The following is a 22,683-nucleotide window of genomic DNA, read 5'->3' as shown; positions in this document are numbered from 1 at the left end:
CTATTTTTACACTCTTTACCTGCCGCAAGCGTTTTCCACCTCGAGTTAGCTGATCTTTTTGCCTGTTAAATCGTGTGATTTATCCCAGTGGCGCAAAATAATAATAAAAATTGCCCTTTTGGGTAGACTTTTACGTGGGCTATCTCTAGAATGCCGCCGTTTGCCAGAAATCCATAGGTAAGCAAATTTGCATTGATTCATGAGGTGTTAATGAATTAATATGCAAATAAAGTGAGTGAATATTCTCTGGAGGGTGTTTTGATTAAGTCAGCGCTATTGGTTCTGGAAGACGGAACCCAGTTTCACGGTCGGGCCATAGGGGCAACAGGTTCGGCGGTTGGGGAAGTCGTTTTCAATACTTCAATGACCGGTTATCAAGAAATCCTCACTGATCCTTCCTATTCCCGCCAAATCGTCACTCTTACTTATCCTCATATCGGTAATGTCGGCACCAATGAAGCCGATGCAGAATCTTCACAAGTACATGCGCAAGGCCTGGTCATCCGCGACCTGCCGCTGATTGCCAGCAACTTCCGCGATACTGAAGACCTCTCTTCTTACCTCAAGCGCCATAACATTGTGGCGATTGCTGATATCGATACCCGTAAGCTGACGCGTTTGCTGCGTGAAAAGGGCGCACAGAACGGCTGCATCATCGCGGGAGATAACCCGGATGCGGCGCTGGCACTGGAAAAAGCAAAAGCTTTCCCTGGCCTGAACGGTATGGATCTGGCGAAAGAGGTAACCACCGCGGAGCCTTATAGTTGGACGCAGGGGAGCTGGACGCTAGCCGGTGACCTGCCGGAAGCAAAATCCGCTGATGAGCTGCCGTTCCACGTTGTGGCTTACGATTTCGGTGCCAAACGTAACATTCTGCGTATGTTAGCGGACCGCGGCTGCCGCCTGACGGTTGTACCGGCGAAAACCTCTGCAGAAGACGTTCTGAAGATGAATCCGGACGGTATCTTCCTGTCCAATGGCCCTGGCGACCCGGCGCCGTGCGACTACGCAATTACCGCGATTCAGAAATTCCTCGAAACCGATATTCCGGTATTTGGCATCTGCCTCGGCCATCAACTGCTGGCGCTGGCGAGCGGCGCGAAGACCATTAAGATGAAGTTTGGCCACCACGGCGGCAACCATCCGGTAAAAGATATTGATAACAACACCGTGATGATCACCGCACAGAACCACGGTTTTGCTGTAGATGAAGCCTCCATGCCTGCCAACCTGCGCGTGACCCACAAGTCACTGTTCGACGGCACCTTACAGGGGATTCATCGTACCGATAAACCGGCGTTTAGCTTCCAGGGGCACCCTGAAGCGAGTCCGGGTCCGCACGACGCTGCACCGTTGTTCGACCACTTTATCGAGTTAATTGAGCAATACCGTCAGTCCGCGAAATAATCAGGAGTAAAAGAGCCATGCCAAAACGTACAGACATAAAAAGTATCCTGATTCTGGGCGCGGGTCCGATTGTTATCGGTCAGGCGTGTGAGTTTGACTATTCCGGCGCGCAGGCGTGTAAAGCCCTGCGTGAAGAGGGTTACCGCGTTATTCTGGTGAACTCCAACCCGGCAACCATCATGACCGACCCGGAAATGGCCGATGCCACTTACATCGAGCCGATTCACTGGGAAGTGGTACGCAAAATTATTGAGAAAGAACGCCCGGATGCGGTGCTGCCAACCATGGGCGGTCAGACAGCGCTGAACTGTGCGCTGGAACTGGAACGCCAGGGCGTACTGGCTGAGTTCGGCGTGACCATGATTGGCGCAACGGCGGATGCCATTGATAAAGCGGAAGACCGTCGTCGCTTCGATATCGCGATGAAGAAGATTGGTCTCGACACCGCACGTTCAGGCATCGCTCACACCATGGAAGAAGCGCTGGCGGTTGCCGCTGACGTTGGCTTCCCGTGCATTATCCGCCCTAGCTTCACCATGGGCGGCACCGGTGGCGGTATCGCCTACAACCGCGAAGAGTTCGAAGAAATCTGCGAACGCGGTCTGGATCTTTCCCCAACCAACGAGCTGCTGATTGATGAATCACTGATTGGCTGGAAAGAGTACGAAATGGAAGTGGTGCGTGATAAAAACGACAACTGCATCATCGTCTGCTCCATCGAAAACTTCGATGCGATGGGCATCCATACCGGTGACTCCATCACCGTAGCACCTGCCCAGACGCTGACCGACAAAGAATATCAAATCATGCGTAACGCCTCGATGGCGGTACTGCGTGAAATCGGCGTAGAAACCGGCGGTTCTAACGTCCAGTTTGCGGTAAACCCGAAAAACGGTCGCCTGATTGTCATCGAGATGAACCCGCGCGTATCCCGCTCTTCGGCGCTGGCGTCCAAAGCTACCGGCTTCCCGATTGCGAAAGTCGCCGCCAAGCTGGCCGTAGGTTACACCCTCGACGAACTGATGAACGACATCACCGGTGGCCGTACTCCGGCCTCGTTTGAACCGTCCATCGACTACGTTGTGACGAAAATACCACGCTTCAACTTCGAGAAATTCGTTGGTGCTAACGACCGCCTGACCACGCAGATGAAATCTGTCGGTGAAGTGATGGCGATTGGCCGTACCCAGCAGGAATCGTTGCAGAAAGCGCTGCGCGGTCTGGAAGTGGGCGCGACCGGCTTCGACCCGAAAGTAAGCCTGGACGACCCGGAAGCACTGACTAAAATCCGTCGTGAGCTGAAAGACGCTGGCGCTGAGCGTATCTGGTACATCGCCGATGCCTTCCGTGCTGGCCTGTCCGTCGATGGCGTGTTCAACCTGACCAACATCGACCGCTGGTTCCTGGTGCAGATTGAAGAGCTGGTACGTCTGGAAGAAAAAGTCACCGACCTTGGCATCAACGGCCTCGACGCTGACTTCCTGCGCGTACTGAAGCGTAAAGGCTTCGCCGATGCGCGTCTGGCGAAACTGGCCGGCGTTCGCGAAGCGGAAATCCGCAAACTGCGCGACCAGTACAATCTGCACCCGGTCTACAAACGCGTGGATACCTGTGCGGCAGAATTTGCCACCGACACTGCTTACATGTACTCCACCTATGAAGATGAGTGCGAAGCGAACCCGTCCGTTGACCGCGATAAAATCATGGTGCTGGGCGGTGGTCCAAACCGTATCGGTCAGGGCATTGAATTTGACTACTGCTGTGTACACGCCTCGCTGGCGCTGCGCGAAGACGGTTACGAGACCATCATGGTCAACTGTAACCCCGAAACCGTTTCAACTGATTACGACACCTCTGACCGCCTGTACTTCGAGCCGGTCACGCTGGAAGACGTACTGGAAATCGTGCGTATCGAGAAGCCGAAAGGCGTCATCGTACAGTACGGCGGACAGACCCCGCTGAAGCTGGCGCGTGCGCTGGAAGCGGCAGGTGTACCGGTTATCGGTACCAGCCCGGATGCCATCGACCGCGCCGAAGACCGCGAGCGTTTCCAGCAGGCGGTTGACCGTCTGAAGCTGAAACAACCGGCGAACGCTACCGTAACGGCTATCGAACAGGCTGTTGAGAAGGCGAAAGAGATTGGCTACCCGCTGGTAGTGCGTCCGTCGTATGTTCTCGGTGGTCGCGCGATGGAAATCGTCTACGACGAAGCCGACCTGCGTCGCTACTTCCAGACCGCAGTCAGCGTTTCTAACGATGCGCCGGTACTGCTGGACCGTTTCCTTGATGACGCGGTTGAAGTGGACGTGGACGCTATCTGCGACGGTGAAATGGTGCTGATTGGCGGCATCATGGAGCATATCGAACAGGCGGGCGTACACTCCGGTGACTCCGCATGTTCTCTGCCTGCTTACACCCTGAGCCAGGAAATTCAGGATGTGATGCGCCAACAGGTGCAGAAACTGGCCTTCGAACTGCAGGTTCGCGGTCTGATGAACGTCCAGTTTGCGGTGAAGAATAACGAAGTTTACCTGATTGAAGTGAACCCGCGTGCGGCACGTACCGTTCCGTTCGTCTCCAAGGCAACTGGTGTACCGCTGGCGAAAGTCGCGGCGCGCGTGATGGCCGGAAAAACGCTGGCACAGCAGGGCGTAACCAAAGAAGTAATCCCTCCGTACTACTCGGTAAAAGAAGTGGTGCTGCCGTTCAACAAATTCCCGGGCGTTGACCCGCTGTTAGGGCCAGAAATGCGCTCTACCGGGGAAGTGATGGGCGTGGGCCGTACCTTCGCGGAAGCGTTCGCCAAGGCACAGTTGGGCAGCAGCTCCACCATGAAAAAACAGGGTCGTGCGCTGCTCTCCGTTCGCGAAGGTGATAAGGAGCGCGTGGTGGACCTGGCAGCGAAACTGCTGAAGTTTGGCTTCGAGCTGGATGCGACGCACGGGACCGCGATTGTGCTGGGTGAAGCGGGTATCAATCCACGTCTGGTGAACAAGGTGCATGAAGGTCGTCCGCACATTCAGGACCGTATCAAGAATGGCGAGTACACCTATATCATCAACACCACCGAAGGTCGTCAGGCGATTGAAGACTCCAAGTTGATTCGCCGCAGCGCGCTGCAGTACAAAGTGCATTATGACACTACGCTGAACGGCGGTTTCGCCACAGCGATGGCGTTGAATGCCGATGCCACCGAGAAGGTAACATCGGTGCAGGAAATGCACGCGCAGATCAAAAAGTAATAAACAAAAGGTCCGGTGAATATTGCTCTAACCGGACCTGTAATATAATTTTGAAAGGGTTTCTGTAAAGAAACCCTTTTTTTGTCTTGCGTAAGGTCATTCCTGGACAAGTCCGTTTCCGTAACCACATTTTCAATGTAATAAGCACGATATTGCTCACACTAATCAACATTCAAGTCGCATACTATCCTTTATATCCACAATTTTAATATGGCTTAGTTTTTATTAATTTGGACAGGCCGTAGCCAGATTTTTAATTTGTGAAAATGGTGTGCTTATGTGTGAAAAATATGTTGAAAGACCGCTTTATTTGTTAATTGCTGACTGGATGATGGCCGAGGATCGTTGGATCACCGCAAAGGAAATTTCCCGCCATTTTGATATTGAGCACTGCAAAGCAATTAATACGCTCTCTTATATTCTGTCGGAAGTGGGAGAAATTGTTTGTGAAGTTAAGATGATCCCTAATCAGATTGCCGGTCGGGGTTGTCAGTGCCAGCGTCTGGTGAAAGTCGTGAGTATTGACTCTCATCTCTACAGCCGACTGAATCACAATTTGCAGGAGAAAAAGGTGAGCATGGCGAAAACGCCACGCCTGTCTGCCGTTCCTCCAACAGAGCTCAACCGTGAGCAGAAATGGCAGATGATGCTCTCCAAGAGTATGCGTCGCTAATAATCAGTTTGCCTGATGGCGGCATAAACGGTGATTGACGCGTAGGCCGGATAAGCGTGAGCGCATCCGGCATCAATTACTGTGCTGATTTGGGTTTTACGTCCGTTGTGCCTTTTAGGCGTGGCCGGTTTTCTTCGACCCGCGTTAAGGGCAGTGTTTCGTGTAGACCTGTGTGGCAGCGGATTGCAAGATCCTGATACTCTTTGGTGTTTAGCCGTTTCCAGTGCAGTTCCTGGTCCGTGACTTCACGCAATACGCGAGCGGGTGAGCCAACCAGCATCTGCCTTGCCTCTCCCTGAAATCCGGCTTTGACAAAGCTCATGGCGGCGACAATGCTCTCTTCGCCAATCACTGCGCCGTCCATAATGACGCTGTTCATGCCGATCAGCGCATCTCTGCCCACCACGCAACCGTGCAGGATTGCGCCATGGCCGATGTGTCCGTTCTCATGCACAATGGTATCGGTGTCACAGTAGCCGTGCATGATGCAGCCATCCTGCAAATTAGAACCAGCCTCCAGGATCAAGCGACCATAGTCACCGCGCAATGACGCGTGCGGGCCAATATAAACTCCGGCACCCACTATGACATCGCCAATCAGCACGGCGCTGGGATGGACAAAGGCATCCGGATGTACCACCGGAATCAGTTCCTCAAAGGCGTAGTAGCTCATCGTTTTATCTCGGTTTTATTGCCGGATCAGCGAATCGCTATCCGGCATCGGCTCATTAACGACCTTTCCACACCGGGTCGCGTTTTTCTGCAAACGCCTGCGGACCTTCAAGCGCATCTTCCGAATGCAGTACAGATGGATAGTGCTTCAGCACGCCGCTGCGGATGTAGCGGTAGCCTTCTTCCACCGGCATTTCGCTGGTGGTGCGGTAAATCTCTTTCAGTGCGGCGATCGCGAGCGGGGCGCTATTCACCAACTGCTGCGCCAGTTCACGCGCGCTATCCATCAGTTCGCTCTGGCTGACAACGCGGTTGACGATGCCCCAGCGCAGCGCTTCTTCGGCGCTCATTCGTCTGCCGGTCATCACCATTTCGTTGACGATTGCCGGTGGCAGCAGCTTAGGCAGACGCAGTACGCCACCGCTGTCTGGCACGATCCCGAGCTTGGCTTCCGGTAGTGCGAAGCTGGCGTTATCCGCGCAGACGATAAAATCCGCTGCCAGCGCCAATTCAAAACCACCGCCAAACGCATAGCCGTTTACCGCAGCGATGACCGGTTTATCGAGGTCGAAGATTTCGGTTAAACCGGCAAAGCCGCCTGGGCCAAAATCGGCATCCGGCGCTTCACCTTCAGCCGCCGCTTTTAAGTCCCAGCCCGCAGAAAAGAATTTCTCACCGCCGCCGGTGATAATCGCTACGCGTAATTCCGGGTCGTCACGAAAATTAAGAAACGCTTCACCCATGGCAAAGCTGGTTTTGGCATCAATGGCATTGGCTTTAGGCCGGTCGAGGGTAATTTCCAGAATCGGGCCGTTACGGGTCAGATGTAATGATTCACTCATAGTTCATCTCCAATAAATAGATTTTCCGGCAGGAAGAATTCCTACCGGAAGGGTTATTTCAGATTTTTTTTGATTATTTTTCCTGAACAATTGCGCGGCAGGTCGGTTCTTATCTCCATAAAAGAGGGAACCTTGAATTTCGCCATATTGTTTTCGCAGAAGCTGAAGAACTCGGCTTCGCTTAATGTTTCACCGTCATTAAGGACGATAAACGCTTTAATGGCTTCATCACGGATTGAATCTTTAATACCGACAACCACAATGTCCTGAATTTTCGGATGCGCAGAAATAATATTTTCCAGCTCGATGCAGGAGACATTTTCCCCGCCGCGTTTAATCATGTTGCAGCGTCTGTCGACGAAATAAAAATAGCCATCCTCATCCTGATAGCCTGAATCACCGGTATGTAACCAGCCCCCGGGCTCCAGCGCTTTGGCGGTAGCCTCCGGCTGCGCGTAGTACTCTTTGAAGATGGTTTTGCCCGGCACGCCTTTAATACAGATTTCGCCAATTTCTCCGGCGGGCAGGGGACGGTTGTGATCGTCACGGATTTCGGCTTCATAGCTAAATCCCACGCGGCCAATGGAGGGCCAGCGTCGTTTGTCTCCGGGACGGTCGCCGATAATACCGACGATGGTTTCAGTCATACCGTAGGAGGTCAGCAGCCTGACGCCAAAGCGTTCGGTAAAATCGTCTTTTTCCTGCTCGGATAAATTGAGATAGAACATCACTTCGCGCAGGTGATGCTGTCTGTCGGTTGGTGCAGCGGGCTGCACCATTAGCGTTCTGATCATCATCGGAATGCATTCAGTAACCGTCGCCTTATATCTATGCACCTGATTCCAGAACGCCCTGGCACTGTACTTCTCTAGCAGCACAAAGGTGCTGCCAGCGGAGAATGCGGGCATTGCGGCGGTACACTGACAGTCGATATGAAACGCGGGCATCACCGTCATGTAGACGTCATCATCGCGCAGGGCGATTTGCCAGGCAGAGTAGTAGCCTGCAAACCGCAGGTTGTAGTGGGTAATTACCACCCCTTTAGGCCGTGAGGTGGTGCCTGAGGTAAACAGAATTTCCGCCGTATCGTCAGTGGATAACGCGGGCGTATAGCACAGCGTGGTGGACTGGCGGGATTGCAGTTGGGTAAAGTGACTCACACCGTCGTCAGTCGGAAGCTGTTCGCCAATCAGACAGATATGATTAAGCGGGGTGCTATTTTCCAGCCGTATCTGGCGGTACATAGGATAAAACTGGGCGCTGGTGACCAGCAGACTTACCTGGCTGTTTTGCAGGATCCAGGCACTTTCTTCACCCAGCAAGCGGGCATTAATCGGTACCATGATGGCGCCAATTTTTGCCAGCCCAAACCAGCAAAAAATGAATTCCGGACAGTTATCCAGATGCAATGCGACCTTATCGCCCTTGCGGATCCCTAAGGAATGGAACAGGTTTGCCGTGCGGTTAATCTCTTCATTGAGCGAGGCATAGCTAAACTGCCGAACGACTCCTTCGCAGGATTCGAAAATTAACGCCGTTTTATCTCCGTACACCCCGGCCAGGTCGTCCCACATCTGACGTAAGTTTTGTCCGCCAACGATATCCATATTGCTTTATCCACTGAAATCAGGCGTGAGCGCTAACCATCGAGGGGTCAGCGCGTCGCGTTTATTCCTCAACTCTGGCCAGGCCTTTGCCGACCAGCTCATTTATGTCTGCTTCGCTATAACCAATATTTTTCAGAATGGCGGCAGTATCCATGCCATGTGACGGCATGCCGCGCCAGATTTTCCCCGGGTTGTTTTTAAATTTCGGCATGATGTTTGGCCCTTTGCAGGTGCGGCCATCCATTGTTTGCCACTGAGTAATAGATTCACGGGCAACGTACTGCGGGTTGCCTTCCAGTTCAGGAATAGTCAGCACCTTCGCGCAGGCGATGTTCAGCTCAGCAAAGCGCGTCTGGACTTCGGCGATGGTGTGCGTTGCCAGCCAGGCGTCCAGTTTCTCTTCCACAAGCGGGCCGTAAGGGCATTCCACACGATGGATAAGCTGGGTGCCTTCCGGGACTTCCGGTGTGCCAAGAATGTGGGCGAGGCCAATATCCTTGAAGCATTCGTTGATTTGCGTGATGCCGACCAGCTCCATGACGATATAGCCATCGGCGCATTTATACAGGCCGCAGCCAGCGTAATATGGGTCTTTGCCTTTGGTCATGCGTGGGCAAATTTCGCCGCCGTTGAAGTAATCCATCATGAAATACTGACCCATGCGCAGCATCACTTCGTACATAGCGATATCGATGCTTTCACCTTTACCCGTTTCGCGCACTTTGTGCAGGGCTGCCAGCGCTGCTGTCGTTGCGGTCATCCCGGAGAAGTAATCGGCGGTGTATGGGAAGGCGGGCATTGGCTGATCCACGTCGCCGTTTTGGATCAGATAGCCGCTGAACGCCTGTGCGATGGTGTTATACGCCGGAAGATTGGTGTACTCCTCGGTTCCAAACTGGCCGAAGCCGGAAAGGTGGGCGATAACCAGTTTCGGGTTATGTTCCCACAGCACTTCATCGGTAATACCGCGGCGGGCAAAGGCTGGGCCTTTACTGGCTTCAATGAAAATATCGGTGGTTTCCATCAGCTTCAGAAACGCTTCCCGGCCTTCATCTTTGAAAATATTCAGCGACAGGGCGTGCAGGTTACGGCGTGAGAGCTGCGGGTAGTTAGGCTGCACGCGGATGGTATCGGCCCATGCGACGTTTTCAATCCAGATAACCTCGGCGCCCCATTCGGCGAACATCTGTCCGGCGAAAGGACCGGCAATTTCGATCCCTGAAAAGACAACGCGTACCCCGGAAAGCGGGCCGAAGGCTGGCATTGGTAAATGATTCATCATTTTTCTCCTGGCATTTATGGGTGTCCATGTAGGCCGGATAAGGCGCTCGCGCCGCCATCCGGCATTGAGTGCCTGATGGCGACGCTAAGGCGTCTTATCAGGCCTACAGGTTGCGTCGTTCTATCGGTATTGCTTGAGTACCGCACGACCCAACGTCAGGATCTGCATTTCGTCAGAACCACCAGAAACACGGTCAACGCGCAGGTCACGCCAGAAACGCGTGATGCGGTGGTTGCCCGCGATACCAACACCTCCCAGTACCTGCATGGCGGTGTCTACCACCTCGAACGCGGCGTTGGCGCAGAAGTATTTACACATTGCCGCGTCACCCGAAGTAATGGTGCCGTTATCCGCTTTCCATGCGGCTTCCAGCAGCATGTTTTTCATGGAATTCAGTTTGATCGCCATGTGCGCGAACTTCTCCTGGATCAGCTGGAAACGGCCGATCGTTTCGCCAAACTGTACGCGTTGGTTGGCGTAACGCGCGGCGTCTTCAAAAGCGCACATTGCCGTACCGTAGTTGGTCAGCGCGACGAGGAAGCGTTCATGGTCAAACTCTTCTTTTACGCGGTTGAAACCATTACCTTCCCGACCGAACATGTCTTTCTCGTCCAGTTCAACGTCGTCAAAGGTGATTTCACAGCAGCTATCCATGCGCAGACCGAGTTTCTCCAGCTTGTTGACCTTGATACCCGCCTTGCTCATGTCAACAAACCACTCGGTATAAACAGGTTTATCCGGCGATGCACCATCTCTCGCCATCACCACGATGTACGGGGTATAGGCGCTACTGGTGATAAAGCACTTACTGCCATTAAGATAAACCTTACCATCTTTGCGTGTATAAGTGGTTTTCAGACTGCCAACATCCGATCCCGCTCCCGGTTCGGTGATAGCAGAGTTCCACATCTGCTTACCGGTCCCCTGGAACGCCATGATTTTATCAATTTGCTCTTGGGTACCTTCACGCAGAAAAGTGTTAAAACCGCCTGGTAATTGGTACAACACGTAAGTCGGTGCACCAAGACGTCCGAGTTCCATCCAAACAGCGGCAACGGTGACAAAACCGGCTTCAAGTCCGCCATGTTCTTCCGGGATCAACAGGCTATCGATGCCCATATCCGCCAGCGCTTTTACAAAACGCTCAGGGTAGACGCTGTCGCGATCGCACTCGGCAAAATAAGCTTCCCAGTTCTCACTGGCCATCAGTTCACGAATACCGGCGACAAACAGTTCCTGCTCGTCATTTAAGTTGAAATCCATCTTTCAGCCTCTTGATCAATTGGGTTAATAAGAATTACTTGTCTTTCCAGTGCACTTTGGCGTCTTTAATAAAGGACAGCGTCACCATGATGTTGACGAAGAACAGCGGACATCCCCCGGCGATAATTGCGGTCTGAATGGGCTTCAACCCACCCAGCGCCAGCAGAACGATGCCGATGACGCCGACCAGAACGGACCAACCGATACGCACCAACAGCGGCGGTTCTTCACCATCACGAACTTCGCGACAGGTGGACATCGCCAGGGTGTAGGAGCAGGCGTTGATCAGCGTGACGGTGGCAATAAAGCAGAGGATAAAGAATCCCCACATGGTGGCGGTGCTGAGCGGTAAAGCAGCCCAGGTTTCGATAATGGCGCGCGCCACGCCGTGTTGTTCAATTAGCTGCGGGATGTTGAGAATGTTTTTATCCATCAGCAGCAGCGTGTTGCTGCCAAGGACGGTCCACAGGATCCAGGTGGATGCGGTCAGGCCCAGTACCATCCCGAAACACAGTTCACGTACGGTACGACCGCGAGAAATACGTGCCAGGAAGATACTCATCTGGATGGCGTAAATGACCCACCACGCCCAGTAGAAAACAGTCCAGCCCTGCGGGAAGCCGCCTTTGCCGATGGCATCGGTATAGAACAGCATGCGTGGCAGATGCATCAGCAGCATGCCGACCGAGTCGGTGAAGTAGTTCATGATGAAGCTGGCGCCGCTGACGATAAACACCCAGCCGAGCATCAGGAAGCTCAGGTAACTACGTACGTCGCTGGCGATCTTGACCCCTTTTTGCAGGCCGCAGGCCACGCAAATGGCGTTCAATATGATCCAGCAGGTAATGATGATGGCGTCGAGTTGCAGCGTATGCGGAATACCGAACAGCCATTGCATACACTCGGTTACCAGCGGGGTAGCGAGACCGAGGCTGGTGCCCATCGCGAAGATCAGCGCCACCAGATAGAAGTTATCGACGATGGTGCCGAACAAGCCCTTAGCATGCTTCTCGCCAACTAACGGCACCAGTGTGGAACTGGGGCGGATAACGTCCATTTTGCGTACAAAGAAGAAGTAGGCGAACGCGACTGAAAGGAAGCTGTAGGTTGCCCACGGCAGCGGTCCCCAGTGGAACAAGCTGTACGCCAGAGCTATCTCTTTTGCGCCAACGGAGTTGGGGGCGAGAGCAAAAGGCGGGGTAGAGATATAGTAGTAGATCTCGATGGAACCCCAGAACAGCACCGCGGCGGATGTACAGGAAGCGAACATCATAAAAATCCAGCTGGCGGTACTAAACTCGGGTTTTTCGTCGCCTAATTTCTTTTTCGAATATGGGCCAAAGACCAACCAGAACCAACCGAAGAGCATGACGACCATATACCATTCGAATGCCCAACCCCAGACGTTGGTGACATAACTGAATACCGCATTAATAACGACGTTAGCGGCATCAAGATCTCTTACTGTTAGCCAACAAAGTATCCCAACAATTATTAATGGCGGAAAAAAAACCTTCGGTTCAATTCCCGACTTTCTCTTTTCATTTTTCATAAGTGAATTCCAGTGTGAAAACGAAATTTATTTAGCGTGCCCGTATGTGATTGTTTGTTTATTTGTTATTAATGATTTGTTGATAACTTTTTAACCTCTGGGGCGCCTCAGTGAGTAACTCATAATGGGTATTCACTTCCGGCTATTCTGTTATCTGTGTCACACTTTTTTATGCTGGTTATTTTGTCTGGAAATCCAAATAATTCTTTTATTAATCATAATGTTAATGTTGATTTTTTAACTTTTTTAAGTGACTGGCGTTCAATATTGTTGAACCAGCAAACAATATTGAAAATTTTCGTAATTGACATGTTTCTTTCAATATTGGTGAGGTGCATAACACTATTGAAAGTTACGAATATCAATGTGTGACATTTTCAATATTGGTGATTAATGTTTTATTTCCGAATTAAAGAGCGTGATATCTGTATTTAACACCGCCGATATAAATACGTTTCCTTCATGATTTCTGGAGATGCAATGAAGATAATTACTTGCTACAAATGCGTACCTGATGAGCAGGATATTGCGATTAATAATGCTGATGGAACACTCGATTTCAGCAAAGCGGATGGCAAAATCAGCCAATATGATCTGAATGCGATCGAAGCGGCTTGCCAGTTAAAACAGCAGGTGGGAGAGGCTCAGGTTGTGGCCATGAGCGTCGGCGGCAAAGCGCTGACCAATGCAAAAGGGCGCAAAGATGTGCTCTCCCGTGGCCCTGATGAACTGATTGTTGTCATTGACGATCAATTTGAACAGGCGCTGCCGCAACAAACCGCCACTGCGCTGGCTGCCGCCGCACAAAAATCAGGTTTTGATCTGCTTATTTGCGGCGACGGTTCTTCCGATCTTTATGCTCAGCAGGTTGGTCTGCTGGTGGGCGAAATGCTGAACGTGCCGGCGATTAACGGCGTGAGTAAAATCCTCTCTCTTACCGACAGCACGCTGACGGTAGAGCGTGAACTGGAAGATGAAGTTGAAACCCTGAGTATCCCGCTTCCTGCGGTGATCGCGGTCTCTACCGACATCAACACCCCTCAAATCCCTTCCATGAAAGCCATTCTTGGTGCAGCGAAAAAACCGGTCCAGGTCTGGTCGTCTGCGGACATTGGGCTGAACGGCGCGCAAGCGTATTCGGAACAACAGGTTGCCGCACCGAAGCAGCGCGAGCGTCAGCGCGTTGTGATTGAAGGTGACGGTGAAGAACAGATTGCCGCGTTTGTCGAGAATCTTCGCAAAATCATTTAATTATCAGGGGATGTTATGAACAAATTTTCCAGTGTCTGGGTATTCAGCGATACCCCTTCTCGTCTGCCGGAACTGATGAATGGTGCGCAGGCTTTAGGTGAAAACGTTAACACGTTTGTGCTCAGCGATGAGGACGGCGCGGCGGCATGCCATTTAGGGGCGGATCATGTCTGGCTGCTCAGCGGCAAACCAGAAGACCGTATGGTTGAAGACTACGCCGATGCGATGGCCGAAACCATTCGTCAGCACAGCGAGGGCGGCGCGGTGCTGCTGCCGAATACGCGTCGGGGCAAGCTGTTAGCGGCAAAGCTGGGCTTTCGCTTGTCGGCTGCGGTTTCAAACGACGCCAGCGCAGTCGAAGTACAGGACGGAAAAGCGGCGGTCAAACATATGGTCTACGGCGGCCTGGCGATGGGAGCAGAAACAATCGCTTCACCGTTTGCTGTGATCACACTCAGCAGTGGAACGTTTGACGCGCAGCAACCGGATACCGCTCGCAGCGGCGAGGTGCACACCGTCCAGTGGCAGGCTCCGGCTATCGCCGTGACCCGTACGGCCACTCAGGCGCGTCAGAGCAATAGCGTTGATCTCGACAAAGCCCGTCTGGTGGTCAGCGTGGGGCGCGGTATCGGTAGCAAAGAAAATATCTCGCTGGCCGAAGCGCTGTGCCAGGCGATTGGCGCTGAGCTGGCCTGTTCCCGTCCAGTGGCGGAAAACGAGAAGTGGATGGAGCACGAACGCTACGTCGGCATTTCCAACCTGATGCTCAAACCAGAACTGTACCTGGCCGTGGGGATCTCCGGACAGATCCAACATATGGTCGGCGCCAACGGCGCGCAGACGATTTTCGCCATCAACAAAGATAAAAATGCGCCGATCTTCCAGTACGCAGATTTTGGCATCGTTGGCGATGCGCTGAAGATCCTGCCTGCGCTGACGGCTGCTCTGGCGCGTTAAACCATTCGGGCAGGATGCGAAAGTATCCTGCCACTGACAGGAGTACGTATGTCCGAAGATATCTTTGATGCCATCATCGTGGGTGCAGGTCTGGCCGGTTCGGTTGCGGCGCTGGTGCTGGCTCGGGAAGGTGCACAGGTGCTGGTCATCGAGCGCGGCAATTCTGCTGGCGCGAAGAATGTCACCGGTGGGCGCATGTATGCCCATAGCCTGGAACGCATCATTCCCGGCTTTGCTGAGCAGGCCCCCATTGAACGCATCATCACCCACGAAAAACTCGCCTTTATGACCGACAAAGGGGCGATGACCATCGACTATTGCAATGGTGAAGAGGCCGCATCGTCGCAGGTTTCTTATTCCGTCTTACGCAGCAAATTTGACGCCTGGCTGATGGAGCAGGCCGAGGAGGCGGGAGCCCAGCTTATCACCGGTATTCGGGTAGATAATGTTGTGCAGCGCGAAGGCAAAGTTGTGGGCGTGGAAGCCGACGGCGATATTCTGGAAGCCAAAGTGGTGATCCTCGCTGACGGGGTGAATTCTTTGTTGGCAGAAAAACTGGGCATGGCAAAGCGCGTTGAGGCATCGCATGTTGCCGTTGGCGTAAAAGAGCTGATCGAATTGCCAAAATCGGTGATTGAAGATCGTTTCCAGTTACAGGAGAACGAAGGCGCAGCCTGCCTGTTTGCCGGTTCGCCAACCGATGGGTTGATGGGCGGGGGCTTCCTCTATACTAATGAAACGACCCTTTCTCTGGGGCTGGTCTGCGGTCTTCATCATCTGAAAGATGCTAAAAAATCGGTCCCACAAATGCTGGAAGATTTCAAACAGCATCCGGCGGTTGCCCCACTGATCGCTGGTGGCAAGCTGGTGGAATATGCCGCGCACGTCGTACCGGAGGCCGGTATGAATATGCAGCCTGAACTGGTGGGTGACGGAGTGCTGATTGCCGGTGATGCTGCCGGAATGTGTATGAACCTCGGCTTTACCATCCGTGGTATGGATCTCGCCATATCTGCAGGCGAAGCGGCGGCGAAAACGGTGCTTTCCGCGATGAAGCGCGACGACTTCAGCAAGCAGTCGCTGGGCGAATACCGTCAGCATCTCGATGATGGTCCAATGCGCGATATGCGCATGTATCAGAAGCTTCCCGCTTTCCTTGATAACCCACGCATGTTTACCGCCTATCCCGAAATGGCGGTCAGTATCGCGCGCGACCTGTTCACCGTGGATGGTTCCGCTCCGGTGCCAATGCGCAAAAAAATCCTGCGTCATGCGAAGAAAGTGGGCTTCATCAACCTGATGAAAGATGGCCTGAAAGGAGTGACCGTATTATGACATCTCCCGTCAATGTGGACGTCAAACTGGGCGTCAATAAGTTTAATGTGGATGAAGACAGCCCGCACATCATTCTCAAAACCGATCCTGATAAACAGGCGCTGGAAGTACTGATTAAGGCTTGTCCAGCCGGACTGTATAAAAAGCAGGACGACGGCAGCGTTCGTTTTGATTACGCCGGATGCCTGGAGTGCGGAACGTGCCGCATTCTCGGACTTGATACAGCGTTGGAAAAATGGGAATACCCGCGCGGGACATTTGGCGTGGAGTTTCGCTACGGCTAATAAGTACGAGGTTGTGCACCCGTAGGTCGGATAAGACGCGGTAGCGTCGCCATCCGGCAATCATGTGGCGCCAATGCCGGATGGCGGCGTAAACGCCTTATCCGGCCTACAGATGACGCTTTGCCCGTGTTGAAACAGGAAGTCGCTATGCAGCAGCCCAGGAACTTTGATGACATCAAATTTACCTCTATTCACCGCCGGATAATGCTGTGGGGAAGCGGTGGGCCATTTCTGGATGGTTATGTGCTGGTGATGATTGGCGTAGCGCTGGAACAGCTCACGCCAGCGTTGAAACTGGACGCTCAGTGGATTGGTCTGCTGGGGGCCGGCACGCTCGCCGGTCTGTTTGTGGGGACGTCGCTGTTTGGCTACATTTCCGATAAGGTCGGGCGGCGCAAAATGTTCATCATCGATATTATCGCCATTGGCGTGATATCGGCGGCAACCATGTTTGTTTCCTCGCCCGTTGAGCTGTTGGTGATGCGCGTGTTGATCGGCATTGTGATTGGTGCCGATTATCCGATTGCTACCTCGATGATTACCGAGTTCTCCAATACCCGCCAGCGCGCTTTCTCCATCGGTTTTATCGCCGCGATGTGGTATGTCGGCGCCACCTGTGCCGATCTGGTCGGTTACTGGCTGTATGATGTTGAGGGCGGATGGCGCTGGATGCTGGGCAGCGCGGTGATCCCCTGTATTTTGATCCTGATTGGGCGCTTCGATCTTCCTGAATCGCCGCGCTGGCTGCTGCGTAAAGGTCGGGTGAAAGAGTGTGAAGCGATGATGATCAAACTGTTCGGCGAACCGGTGGTGTTCGACGAAGAGGCGCCGCAGGAGACGCGCTTCCTGCAGCTGTTTAACCGCCGTCATTTCCCGTTTGTCCTGTTTGTTGCCGCTATCTGGACCTGTCAGGTGATCCCGATGTTCGCCATTTATACCTTTGGTCCGCAGATTGTTGGACTGTTGGGGCTTGGTGCCGGGAAAAGCGCGGCGTTGGGCAATGTGGTGATAAGCCTGTGCTTTATGCTGGGGTGCATTCCACCCATGTTCTGGCTCAATAGCGCGGGCCGTCGGCCATTGTTAATTGGCAGCTTTATTATGATGACGCTGGCGCTGGCCGTGCTGGGGTTAATTCCTGATATGGGAGCGTGGCTGGTGGTGCTGGCGTTTGCCGTGTACGCCTTTTTCTCGGGGGGACCGGGAAATCTTCAGTGGCTGTACCCAAATGAACTGTTCCCTACCGACATTCGCGCATCTGCCGTCGGGGTGATTATGTCCTTAAGCCGCATCGGCACCATTGTTTCAACCTGGGCGCTGCCGGTGTTCATTACCAAATACGGGATCAGCAATGTCATGCTGATGGGCGCAGGAATTTCGCTGATTGGCCTGCTGGTGTCCATCGCTTTCGCCCCGGAAACGCGAGGTCTGACGCTGGCGCAAACCAGTCAAATGACGATTCGCAGTAAGCCCGTGACCAGGGCGAGTTATTAGGAGTGTTCTGTATTTTCCCTGCAACTCAGTCAGTTAGCCTACAGTTAACTGGGTATATCACTGAAAACAACTGAAAAGCAGGGAGAACACCATGCAAAAACATATCCTGATCACCTCAATTTTTACCGCAGCAGCACTATTTACCGTAGCCGGTTGTTCCTCAAACCAGGCGGTTAAAACCACCGATGGCAAAACAATCGTCACTGACGGCAAACCGCAAGTCGATGATGATACTGGCCTGGTGTCGTATAAAAATGCGCAAACGGGTAAGACGGAACAGATTAACCGCGATCAGGTTAAGGATATGAGTGAGCTGGACAACTAACCCAGTTTTTTCCATTCATCTACTCAATAATATTGACTGTTAGCCTGCGGATTAACTGACTAAACTCACTGTTATTACAATAATGCAGTGAAACAGGCTAATCATGATCCTCATCATTTATGCGCATCCCTATCCGCAGCACTCGCATGCGAATAAGCGGATGCTTGAACAGGCAAGGACGCTGGAGGGCGTGGAGATCCGCTCGCTCTACCAGCTCTACCCCGACTTCAATATCGATATTGCCGCTGAACAGGATGCGCTGGCACGCGCTGATTTGATCATCTGGCAGCATCCGATGCAGTGGTACAGCACACCTCCATTACTCAAGCTGTGGATGGATAAAGTCCTTTCGCACGGCTGGGCGTATGGCCATGGCGGTACTGCGCTGCACGGTAAACATCTGCTGTGGGCGGTGACGACCGGCGGCGGTGAAAACCACTTCGATATTGGCTCCCATCCCGGATTTGATGTGCTTTCTCAACCCTTACAGGCGACGGCACTTTATTGTGGTCTCAAATGGCTACCGCCGTTTGCGATGCACTGTACGTTTATCTGTGATGATGAAACCCTGCAAGCGCAGGCGCGTCACTACAAACAGCGTCTGATGGAATGGCAGGAGGCACGCCATGGATAGCCATACGCTGATACAGGCGCTGATTTATCTCGGATCGGCGGCACTAATTGTCCCCATCGCCGTACGGCTGGGACTCGGGTCTGTACTGGGGTATCTTATCGCCGGGTGCATTATCGGCCCATGGGGCCTGAGGCTGGTAACGGACGCCGAATCCATCCTGCATTTTGCGGAGATCGGTGTGGTGCTGATGCTGTTTGTTATCGGCCTTGAACTGGATCCGCAACGTTTGTGGAAACTGCGAGCCTCGGTGTTCGGCGGCGGCGCATTGCAAATGGTGGTTTGCGGAGGCCTGATTGGTGTGTTCTGTATGTTCCTCGGTCTGCGCTGGCAGGTAGCGGAGCTGATCGGCATGACACTGGCGCTTTCCTCTACGGCTATCGCTATGCAGGCAATGAATGAACGCAACCTGATGGTTTCGCAAATGGGTCGCAGCGCCTTTGCCGTGCTGCTGTTCCAGGATATCGCTGCTATTCCACTGGTGGCGATGATCCCATTACTGGCAGCGAGTGGCGCATCAACAACGCTTGGGGCGTTTGCATTGTCTGCCCTTAAGGTAGCGGGCGCACTGGTGCTGGTGGTGCTGTTAGGTCGTTATGTCACACGTCCTGCCTTGCGTTTTGTCGCCCGTTCGGGCCTGCGGGAAGTGTTCAGTGCCGTTGCGCTGTTCCTCGTGTTTGGCTTCGGTCTGCTGTTGGAAGAGGTTGGATTGTCGATGGCGATGGGGGCATTCCTGGCTGGGGTGCTGCTGGCAAGCTCTGAGTATCGCCACGCGTTGGAAAGCGACATTGAACCATTTAAAGGACTGCTGCTGGGGCTGTTTTTCATCGGTGTAGGGATGTCTATCGACTTTGGTACGCTGATTGATAATCCCTTGCGCATTATCATTCTACTGGTCGGTTTCCTGGTTATCAAAACCGTCATGCTGTGGTTGATAGCGAAACCGTTGCAGGTGCCGAACAAGCAGCGTCGCTGGTTTGCCGTATTATTAGGGCAGGGCAGTGAGTTTGCCTTTGTGGTGTTTGGCGCGGCGCAAATGGCAAATGTGCTCGATCCTGACTGGGCGAAATCGCTGACGCTGGCGGTGGCGTTGTCGATGGCGGCTACGCCGATTTTGCTGGTGATTTTGACGCGTCTGGAAAAATCGGCGACTGAGGAAGAGCGGGAAGCCGATGAAATCGATGAGGAACAACCTAGGGTGATCATCGCCGGGTTTGGGCGATTTGGCCAGATAACCGGTCGTTTGCTGTTGTCGAGCGGGGTCAAAATGGTGGTTCTTGATCATGACCCGGACCATATCGAAACGCTGCGTAAATTCGGGATGAAGGTTTTCTATGGCGACGCGACCCGGATGGATCTGCTGGAGTCTGCCGGGGCGGCGAAAGCTGAAGTCATTATTAATGCCATTGACGATCCGCAAACCAGTCTGCAATTAACCGAAATGGTTAAAGAGCATTTCCCGCATCTGCAAATTATTGCTCGTGCGCGCGACGTGGATCATTACATCCGCCTGCGCCAGGCGGGCGTGGATATGCCGGAACGTGAAACCTTTGAAGGTGCATTGAAGACCGGACGTCTGGCGCTGGAAGGTCTCGGGCTTGGGCGCTATGAGGCACGTGAGCGGGCTGACGTATTCCGCCGATTCAATACCATGATGGTAGAGGAGATGGTGAGAGGGGAAAATGACGCGACTTCCCGCGCGGCCGTTTATAAACGCACCAGCGCAATGCTGAGTGAAATTATTGCGGAAGATCGTCAGCACTTATCGTTAATTCAACGCCATGGCTGGCAAGGCACGGATGAAGGTAAGCATACGGGCGACGTCGCCGATGAGCCGGAAGTGAAACCGTCAGCATAGGGTAAAAAATGTGATGTTCTGCAAACTTTACTGCTAATTGACTGTTTTTGAACTACTGTAATGCTGGCGTACCACCTTAAATAGGTCGGTTCGCCAGCAGAACGGAAAATTTTCCTGTTCATCCTCTTTCCGCCAGTCGACGAAAGATTGCGCTTTCCGTATAGTGGCGACAATTTTTTTGTATCCGGGAAACATTCAATGATCAGTCTGATTGCGGCGTTAGCGGTAGATCGCGTCATCGGTATGGAAAACGCCATGCCGTGGAACCTACCTGCCGATCTCGCCTGGTTTAAACGTAATACCTTAAACAAGCCGGTTGTCATGGGACGCCACACCTGGGAATCCATCGGGCGACCGTTACCTGGGCGTAAAAATATCGTCATCAGCAGTAAGCCAGGCACCGACGATCGCGTGCAGTGGGTGAAGTCTGTGGATGAAGCAATTGCGGCCTGCGGCGATGAACCTGAAATTATGGTAATTGGCGGTGGGCGTGTGTATGAGCAGTTCCTGCCAAAAGCGCAGAAACTGTATCTGACGCATATTGATGCGGAAGTTGAAGGGGATACGCATTTCCCGGACTACGAACCAGATGACTGGGAGTCGGTGTTCAGTGAATTCCACGATGCCGACGCGCAAAACTCTCACAGCTACTGCTTCGAGATTCTGGAACGTCGTTAATACTGTAAGTGCCGGATGGCGGTGAAACGCCTTATCCGGCCTACTTTTGTGCCAGATGTAGGCCTGATAAGCGTAGCGCCATCAGGCATAAACCTATCAGGCGTTGACCGCTTCGCCAGGATCCAGATTCAGATGGCGATTTGACGGCTGCACGAAGTACTGTTTGTCTTCCCAGCGCAGACAGGTGAGATCGCCTCCCCAGCAACACCCCGTATCCAGCGCGTAAATGCCTTCTGGCGTGCCTTTACCCTCCAGCGATGCCCAGTGCCCGAATGCAATGCTGTACGCTTCACTGACAGGTCCAGGAATGGCAAACCACGGCTTCAGCGGGGCAGGTGCGTCTTCTGGTGACTCTTTGCTGTACATATCCAACTGACCGTTAGGGAAGCAGTAACGCATGCGGGTAAAGGCGTTGGTAATAAAACGCAGGCGCGCCAGCCCGGTCAGTTCCGGGGTCCAGTTATTGGGCATGTCGCCGTACATCGCATCAAGGAAGAAGGGATACGAGTCGCTCGACAGCACGGCTTCAACATCGCGAGCACAGTCTTTTGCCGTCTGCAGGTCCCACTGTGGGGTGATACCGGCATGCGCCATCACCAGCTTCTTCTCTTCGTCTACCTGCAACAGCGGTTGACGGCGGAGCCAGTTAAGTAATTCGTCGGCATCCGGTGCTTCGAGCAGCGATGTGACCCTGTCTTTAGGTTTATTACGACTGATACCGGCGAATACGGCCAGCAGGTGTAAATCGTGATTACCCAATACTAACCGCACGCTGTCGCCCAGTGATTTCACGTAGCGCAAAACGTCCAGCGAGCCCGGTCCACGAGCGACCAGATCGCCGGTGAGCCATAGGGTGTCTTTTTCGGAATTAAAGTCTACCTGATGCAGCAAGGCTACCAGTTCATCGTAACAACCGTGAACGTCGCCAATAAGGTATGTCGCCATAGTTATTGTTTTAATGAATGAGTGTTGGAACGGCGAGTCGGAATACGGGAATATCGATGGTAAAGGCGATGCCTTGTTCATCGATCATTTCGTAATGACCCTGCATGGTGCCCAGCGGTGTTTCAATCACCGCACCGCTGGTGTACTGGTACTCTTCGCCGGGTTCGATGTGGGGCTGGACGCCAACCACGCCTTCACCCTGAACTTCGGTTTCGCGGCCATGACCATTAGTGATCAACCAATAACGCCCCAACAGCTGCACAGGCGCTCGCCCCAAATTGCGGATAGTTACGGTGTAAGCAAAAACGTAACGTTCATCATCAGGTGAGGATTGCGCCTCAATGTAGACGCTTTGTACCTGAATGCACACTCGGGGCGAATTGATCAT

General features: G+C 53.1%; 20 protein-coding genes. 12 read left to right on the top strand and 8 right to left on the bottom strand.

Annotated elements, in window-relative coordinates; translation table 11 throughout:
- Nucleotides 1–258: 258 nt before the first annotated feature.
- From carA to caiF, 3 genes are all read left to right on the top strand, one after another.
- Nucleotides 259–1,407 carry a glutamine-hydrolyzing carbamoyl-phosphate synthase small subunit gene (gene carA, locus OGY37_RS22750; protein ID WP_003018918.1) on the top strand — a complete coding sequence of 383 codons (1,149 nt, stop codon included), beginning with the start codon at nt 259–261 and terminating at the stop codon, nt 1,405–1,407.
- A gap of 17 nt (nt 1,408–1,424) precedes the next feature.
- Nucleotides 1,425–4,649: a carbamoyl-phosphate synthase large subunit gene (gene carB / locus OGY37_RS22745; protein ID WP_003829707.1), complete on the top strand. Its 3,225-nt coding sequence runs from the start codon at nt 1,425–1,427 to the stop codon at nt 4,647–4,649.
- Between the two features lie 277 nt (nt 4,650–4,926).
- Entirely contained in the window at nt 4,927–5,322 is a 396-nt protein-coding gene (gene caiF / locus OGY37_RS22740; RefSeq protein ID WP_003829705.1) for a carnitine metabolism transcriptional regulator CaiF, read from the top strand.
- A gap of 76 nt (nt 5,323–5,398) precedes the next feature.
- Here the strand turns inward: caiF and caiE are convergent, their stop codons facing one another.
- The 6 genes from caiE to caiT form a co-directional block, all read right to left on the bottom strand.
- Nucleotides 5,399–5,995: a carnitine operon protein CaiE gene (caiE, locus tag OGY37_RS22735; RefSeq protein WP_063941086.1), complete on the bottom strand. Its 597-nt coding sequence runs from the start codon at nt 5,993–5,995 to the stop codon at nt 5,399–5,401.
- A 55-nt stretch (nt 5,996–6,050) separates the two neighbouring features.
- On the bottom strand, nt 6,051–6,836 hold the full coding sequence (gene caiD, locus OGY37_RS22730; protein WP_063941087.1) for a crotonobetainyl-CoA hydratase: 786 nt from the start codon (nt 6,834–6,836) through the stop codon (nt 6,051–6,053).
- A gap of 53 nt (nt 6,837–6,889) precedes the next feature.
- Nucleotides 6,890–8,443, bottom strand: coding sequence for a crotonobetaine/carnitine-CoA ligase (gene caiC / locus OGY37_RS22725; protein ID WP_191228881.1), 1,554 nt, complete (start codon nt 8,441–8,443; stop codon nt 6,890–6,892).
- Nucleotides 8,444–8,504: 61 nt separating this feature from the next.
- On the bottom strand, nt 8,505–9,722 hold the full coding sequence (caiB, locus tag OGY37_RS22720; protein ID WP_126319874.1) for an L-carnitine CoA-transferase: 1,218 nt from the start codon (nt 9,720–9,722) through the stop codon (nt 8,505–8,507).
- A 123-nt stretch (nt 9,723–9,845) separates the two neighbouring features.
- The gene (gene caiA / locus OGY37_RS22715; protein ID WP_063941089.1) at nt 9,846–10,988 is read right to left on the bottom strand and encodes a crotonobetainyl-CoA dehydrogenase; all 1,143 of its coding nucleotides are present in this window, start codon (nt 10,986–10,988) and stop codon (nt 9,846–9,848) included.
- Between the two features lie 34 nt (nt 10,989–11,022).
- A complete protein-coding gene (gene caiT / locus OGY37_RS22710; RefSeq protein ID WP_003829695.1) occupies nt 11,023–12,540 on the bottom strand; it encodes an L-carnitine/gamma-butyrobetaine antiporter in 1,518 nt (505 codons plus the stop codon).
- Nucleotides 12,541–13,020: 480 nt separating this feature from the next.
- Between caiT and OGY37_RS22705 the strand changes: the two genes are divergently transcribed.
- The 9 genes from OGY37_RS22705 (at nt 13,021) to folA (ending at nt 21,350) form a co-directional block, all read left to right on the top strand.
- Nucleotides 13,021–13,791, top strand: a complete 771-nt coding sequence (locus OGY37_RS22705; protein ID WP_032942343.1) for an electron transfer flavoprotein FixA — start codon at nt 13,021–13,023, stop codon at nt 13,789–13,791.
- Nucleotides 13,792–13,806: 15 nt separating this feature from the next.
- Complete coding sequence (locus tag OGY37_RS22700) at nt 13,807–14,748, top strand: electron transfer flavoprotein subunit alpha/FixB family protein (RefSeq protein WP_148362461.1); 942 nt, start codon at nt 13,807–13,809, stop codon at nt 14,746–14,748.
- Between the two features lie 48 nt (nt 14,749–14,796).
- Nucleotides 14,797–16,083: an FAD-dependent oxidoreductase gene (locus OGY37_RS22695; RefSeq protein ID WP_275145867.1), complete on the top strand. Its 1,287-nt coding sequence runs from the start codon at nt 14,797–14,799 to the stop codon at nt 16,081–16,083.
- Nucleotides 16,080–16,367 (top strand): ferredoxin-like protein FixX, encoded by a 288-nt coding sequence (fixX, locus tag OGY37_RS22690; RefSeq protein WP_000203736.1) that lies wholly within the window; start codon nt 16,080–16,082, stop codon nt 16,365–16,367. Before OGY37_RS22695 ends, fixX begins: the two co-directional genes overlap by 4 nt.
- Before the next feature lie 147 nt (nt 16,368–16,514).
- Complete coding sequence (locus OGY37_RS22685; protein ID WP_003829621.1) at nt 16,515–17,858, top strand: MFS transporter; 1,344 nt, start codon at nt 16,515–16,517, stop codon at nt 17,856–17,858.
- A gap of 91 nt (nt 17,859–17,949) precedes the next feature.
- On the top strand, nt 17,950–18,183 hold the full coding sequence (locus OGY37_RS22680) for a YgdI/YgdR family lipoprotein (RefSeq protein WP_003018880.1): 234 nt from the start codon (nt 17,950–17,952) through the stop codon (nt 18,181–18,183).
- 103 nt (nt 18,184–18,286) lie between these two features.
- Nucleotides 18,287–18,817, top strand: coding sequence for a glutathione-regulated potassium-efflux system oxidoreductase KefF (gene kefF, locus OGY37_RS22675; protein WP_286621962.1), 531 nt, complete (start codon nt 18,287–18,289; stop codon nt 18,815–18,817).
- A complete protein-coding gene (gene kefC / locus OGY37_RS22670) occupies nt 18,810–20,672 on the top strand; it encodes a glutathione-regulated potassium-efflux system protein KefC (protein WP_149335407.1) in 1,863 nt (620 codons plus the stop codon). Before kefF ends, kefC begins: the two co-directional genes overlap by 8 nt.
- Before the next feature lie 198 nt (nt 20,673–20,870).
- The gene (folA, locus tag OGY37_RS22665) at nt 20,871–21,350 is read left to right on the top strand and encodes a type 3 dihydrofolate reductase (RefSeq protein WP_003018873.1); all 480 of its coding nucleotides are present in this window, start codon (nt 20,871–20,873) and stop codon (nt 21,348–21,350) included.
- Nucleotides 21,351–21,446: 96 nt separating this feature from the next.
- Here the strand turns inward: folA and apaH are convergent, their stop codons facing one another.
- Entirely contained in the window at nt 21,447–22,295 is an 849-nt protein-coding gene (gene apaH / locus OGY37_RS22660) for a bis(5'-nucleosyl)-tetraphosphatase (symmetrical) ApaH (RefSeq protein WP_003829612.1), read from the bottom strand.
- A gap of 10 nt (nt 22,296–22,305) precedes the next feature.
- The gene (gene apaG, locus OGY37_RS22655; RefSeq protein WP_003018867.1) at nt 22,306–22,683 is read right to left on the bottom strand and encodes a Co2+/Mg2+ efflux facilitator ApaG/CorD; all 378 of its coding nucleotides are present in this window, start codon (nt 22,681–22,683) and stop codon (nt 22,306–22,308) included.

Origin of the sequence: Citrobacter sp. Cpo030 (assembly GCF_030333005.1) — a bacterium.
In the GTDB taxonomy this organism is placed as follows: Bacteria; Pseudomonadota; Gammaproteobacteria; order Enterobacterales; family Enterobacteriaceae; genus Citrobacter; species Citrobacter portucalensis.
Note: the sequence above shows the minus strand (reverse complement) of the source record. Positions and strands in the feature narration are given on the sequence as shown.